At 70.8% G+C, this 4821-nt stretch carries 3 protein-coding genes and 1 pseudogene; all 4 read left to right on the top strand.

All coding sequences use genetic code 11. The annotated features are described in order from the left end of the window. Positions 1–223 (top strand): annotated as a pseudogene (locus AC08OO_RS18820) (ABC transporter permease); the annotation flags it as partial. Positions 224–342: 119 nt separating this feature from the next. After that, complete coding sequence (locus AC08OO_RS18815; protein WP_476611041.1) at positions 343–1605, top strand: ABC transporter ATP-binding protein; 1263 nt, start codon at positions 343–345, stop codon at positions 1603–1605. Beyond that, positions 1602–3050 carry a glycosyltransferase family 2 protein gene (locus AC08OO_RS18810; protein WP_476611042.1) on the top strand — a complete coding sequence of 483 codons (1449 nt, stop codon included), beginning with the start codon at positions 1602–1604 and terminating at the stop codon, positions 3048–3050. Before AC08OO_RS18815 ends, AC08OO_RS18810 begins: the two co-directional genes overlap by 4 nt. Then, the gene (locus AC08OO_RS18805; RefSeq protein ID WP_476607285.1) at positions 3047–4651 is read left to right on the top strand and encodes a glycosyltransferase; all 1605 of its coding nucleotides are present in this window, start codon (positions 3047–3049) and stop codon (positions 4649–4651) included. The genes AC08OO_RS18810 and AC08OO_RS18805 overlap by 4 nt, the downstream gene beginning before the upstream one ends. Positions 4652–4821: the final 170 nt, after the last annotated feature.

The raw sequence follows: 4821 nt of genomic DNA, 5'->3' as shown, positions 1-4821 counted from the left end.
GTATCTGCTCAACCCGATGGCCGTCGTGGTCATCACGTTCCAGCGGGCGATCTACGATCCACCCCCGGGTAACTCGACGGGTTCCGCCCCCATCCTGGCGAACCCCGGTTACACGTTCTACCTGGAACATCTCGCCGTCGCCGGGGTGATCTCCCTCGCCCTGCTGTGGCTGGGGCTGCACGTGTTCCGCGCCCTGCAGGCGGACTTCGCCGAGGATCTGTAGTCGGCCCGTGGCGGACCGGCCCTGTCCTCGTCGCCCGCCGAAGGCCCCGGGAGCCAGCACGCCGACCGCGGTGCGATCATGATGGGACGTCCGCAGGCGGCCAGCAAGGAGTAGCAGTAGTGGCCCGATACTCGTCCGCGTACCCGCCGAGCCCCGCCGCCCCGCCCGAGGGCAGGGAGGCCGCCGCGTCACCCGACCCGGCGCGCGAGGCGCCCGTGGTGATCGAGGCCGCCGGAGTGAGCAAGAAATTCGTCTCGTACCACAACCGGGCGACCAGTCTGAAGGAACGGTTCGTCCGTCGGGGCGGCCCCGCCGGGGACGACTTCTGGGCACTGCGCGACATCGACGTGACGATCGGACGAGGCCAGACGGTCGGTCTCGCCGGTGCGAACGGCTCAGGCAAGTCGACGCTGCTCAAGGTGCTCGCCGGGATCCTGCGCCCGACAGACGGACGGGTCGCGGTACACGGTCGGATCGCCTCGCTGCTCGAACTCGGTGCCGGGTTCAACGGCGAGCTCTCCGGCCGGGACAACGTCTACCTCAACGCGTCCCTGCTCGGACTGTCCAAACGGGAGATCGATCAGCTCTTCGACTCCATCGTCGACTTCTCCGAGCTGCGCCACAAGATCGACGATGACGTCAAGCACTACTCGTCGGGCCAGTACGTCCGCCTCGGCTTCGCCGTCGCCGTGCACGTCGACCCGGACGTGCTGCTCGTCGACGAGGTCCTGGCCGTCGGGGACGAGGCGTTCCAGCGCAAGTGCCTGGCCAAGATCGCCGAATTCCGGGCCCAGGGCCGCACGATCCTGTTCGTGACGCACTCCCTCGACCTCATCGAGAACATGTGCGATCGCATCCTGGTCCTGGAGTCCGGGTCGCTGTTCTTCGACGGCCCGCCTGCCGTGGGTACCAAGCTGCTGCGGCAGAAGCTGGGTAGCCTGCCCGCGGGGGAACCGGTCGCCTACCAGTACGCCACGGTCAGGCCGGAGTCGGTCACCTTCAGCCACGAGCCGGGCGGGCCGCCCACCGTGCAGTACGGCCCCGGCGACTCCCTCACCGTCAGCGTCGAGTTCGACGTCACCGAGGGTGCCCCCGAGCACGTGTACCTGCACACCTACATCGTCGGCCAGAACGAGGTGCCGATCTGGATGATGGAGACGCCACCCGGCGGGCTCGCCATCGGGCCAGGCCGCCACATCGTCGACTTCTCGGTACCACGCCTGCCCGAGCTGCTCGGCGCCTTCGCGGTGAAGGTGCACGTCTCGGACGCCGCCACCGGCGCCCCGGTCACCACCCGCCGGTTCGAGGAGCTGTTCGGCGTCGGTGGTGCGCAGGCGGACGGACTGCTCAAGGTCGACTACGATGCGAGGTTGCGCGGATGAGCGAGGAACGCCCGACCCGGCCGGAGGCGGGATCGGCCGTCGAGTCGAAGACCGTCGACGCGCGGGGCGCCGGCGCGAAGACCGCCGAGCCGCTGGCGACCATCGTGATCGTCAACTGGAACGGCGCGCATCTCCTCCCGGCCTGCCTGGACGGCATCGCCAAGCAGGAGGCGGATTTCGCCTACCAGACCTGGGTGGTCGACAACGCCTCGTCCGACGGCTCGCGGGAGCTGCTCGCCGAGCGCTACCCCTGGGTACGCGTGGTGCCCGCGGAGCGCAACCTCGGTTTCGCCGGCGGCAACAACCTGGCGCTGCGCCAGGTCACGACGCCGTTCGCGGTCCTGGTGAACAACGATGCGATCCCCGAGCCCACCTGGCTCGCGGCGCTGCTGGCGCCGTTCGACGAGCCCGGCGGCCGCCATCTCGGCGCCACCACCGGTAAGGTCGTCTTCCTCCCCCGGTTCCTGCGGATCAGGCTGCACACGCCGACCTTCGTCCCGGGTCCGCACGACTCCCGCGAGCTGGGGGTGCGGGTGTCCTCGGTGACGGTGGACGGGCGCGAGGCGCTGCGCGAGGTGCTCTGGGAGAACCTCACCTATGGTGCCGAGGGACCGAGCGGCTCGCCGTACTTCTGGACCCGAGGGGACGGCGAACTGTGCGTGCCGATCCCCGACGGCGGCCCGGTCACCCTCGGGTTCACCTGGGCGGCGGAATCGCGCAAACAGGTCACCCTGAGCTGGGACGGCCCGACGGGCACGTCGGCCGGAGGGCGAGCGGACCTCGCGGTGGGCCCCGAGTCGACGACGGTGTCGCTGACCGTCGGCGGTGAGGCGCCGCGGGTGGACGTCATCAACAACGTCGGCGGCATCGTCCTGACCGACGGTTACGGTGCCGACCGTGGTTACCAGCAGGTCGACGTCGGCCAGTTCGACCAGCCGGAGGACGTGTTCACCGCCTGCGGGAACGGGATGGCGATCCGTTCGTCGCTCGGCCACGAGCTCGGCTGGTTCGACGACGCGTTCTTCCTCTACTACGAGGACACCGACCTGTCCTGGCGGATCCGGGCCCGCGGGTACGGCATCCGCTACGTCCCGGGGGCGGTGCTGCGTCACATCCACTCGGCGTCGAGCGTCGAATGGTCACCGCTGTTCGTCTTCCACACCGACCGCAACCGGCTGCTGATGCTCACCAAGGACGCGACCGCGCCGATGGCACTGGCCGCCGTGATCCGCTACCCGCTGACCACCGTCTCGATCGCGGTGCGCACGCTGCGCCAGGCCTGGCGCGCGCGCAGCCGGCCCGCGATCCGACCGACCCTGCTGCGGCTACGGGTGTATGGCTCCTACCTGCGACTGCTGCCCGACATGCTGCGGGCCCGGCGCGAGATCGGGCGCAGCGCCGCGCGACGGCGGGCGAGCCTGCAGAGCTGGCTGGTGTCCCGATGAACGATCCCGCGAGAGCCGGCCAACCGGCCGAGAACGACCAACCGGCAGGCGGGGTGCGGGCGGCGGTCTACAACCGGTTCTGGCACTCCATGGGCGGCGGGGAACGCCACAACGGCATGATCGCCCAGGTATTGGCCGCCGAGGGCGCCGAGGTCGACCTCCTCGGGCACTCCGAGGTCGACCTCGCGGCGCTCGGCGAGCATCTCGGGCTGGATCTCACCGGCTGCCGGTACGTGCGGTTGCCGGACCGGGGCGAGGAGGCCATCGCCGTCCTCTCCAGGCGCTACGACCTGTTCGTAAACGGTTCGTACATGAGCCGGATCACGCCGAAGGCCCGCCACTCGGCGTACCTGTGCTTCTTCCCGACGCCGTTCGACCACGACATGGCGGCCTGGCGCAAGGCCGCGGTCCGCACGGCCGGGCCGCTGCTGCGCGGGGTTCGCCCAGCGGTGAGCTTCGGCCAGGGCTGGTACCCGCCGGAGGGCGGCCGCCGCAGGCAGTGGACCTGGACGAACGGAGCGGGCATCCTCGCCGTCAGCCCGGGCGAGCGGCGCACCCTGCGCGCCGATATCGGCCGGCCCGGCGCGCCCGTCGGTACGCCGTTGCGCCTCCTCGACGCCGACGGCGGCGTGCTGGCCAAGCTGCAGATCGGCACCGACTTCACCCCGTTCGAGGTATCGCTGCCGCCGTCGGCGAACGGTACCGAGCTCACCCTGCTCAGTGACGCGTTCTCGCCAGGCGCGGCGGACGTGCGCGAACTCGGCGTGGCGGTGAGCCGTCCCCGGGTCACCGATGGTGGCGAGGGGCCGATCGCCCGGCTCCCGCTGCGTTTCCCCTGGCTGCTGCGGGACCCGGCCGACCTCGGCTACCTCGACGGCTACGACGTGGTCATGGCCAACTCGCGGTTCACCCGCGGCTGGATCCGCCGGTTGTGGAAGCGCGACGCCGACCTGCTGTTCCCCCCCATCCAGGTGGAACGGTTGCATCCGGCGCCGCGGCGGGAGAAGGCCGTCGTCACCGTCGGCCGGTTCTTCGCCCCCGGCCTCGGCCACGCCAAGCGACAGCTGGAGATGGTGCAGTGGTTCGGCGACCTGTACCGTGCGGGCAACCTGCCCGACTGGACGATGCACGTTGTCGGCGGCTGTGAGGACTCTCAACTGCCCTACCTGGAACAGGTCCGGGCGGCCGGCGCGGGGCTGCCGGTGGAGATCCATCCCAACGCCCCGCGCGCCGAGGTCGAACGGCTGCTCTCGACCAGCTCGGTGTTCTGGTCGGCCACCGGGTACGGCGAGGACGACGACCGGCGTCCCTGGACGGCGGAGCACTTCGGGATGACCACCGTCGAGGCGATGGCCGGGGGCTGCGTTCCCGTCGTCATCGACCGGGCCGGCCAGCGAGAGATCGTCCGGCACGGAATCGACGGCTACCGATGGACCGGCCCGGAGCAGGTTGCCTCCTTCACTCGCCGGCTCGCCGCCGAGGACGGTCTACGCGGTCGGCTCGCAGCCGCGGCGATCGAACGCGCCCAGACCTTCTCCGATGCGGCGTTCGCGCGGCAGTGGCGGGAGATCGCCACCCGGCACGGGTTGTACGAGCGGTGAACCGGCGCGGCGTGGCACTCCCGGAAAGGAGGGGATGATGCCGGCATGAGGGTCGTGCTGGACGGCACGCCGTTGCTCGGGCAACGCACCGGGGTCGGCCGCTACACCGAGCATCTGCTGACCGGGCTCGCCCGGCTCGCCACCGAGCCCGGGTCAGCAGATGCTCGGTG

This window comes from Frankia sp. CeCAU1, assembly GCF_977971845.1.
This window is presented reverse-complemented; position numbering and strand designations above follow the sequence as displayed.

Excerpts from the sequence above, each read along its gene's own strand:
- AC08OO_RS18805 (WP_476607285.1), top strand. The coding sequence starts at position 3,047 with ATGAACGATCCCGCGAGAGCCGGCCAACCGGCCGAGAACGACCAACCG.
- AC08OO_RS18810 (WP_476611042.1), top strand. The coding sequence starts at position 1,602 with ATGAGCGAGGAACGCCCGACCCGGCCGGAGGCGGGATCGGCCGTCGAG.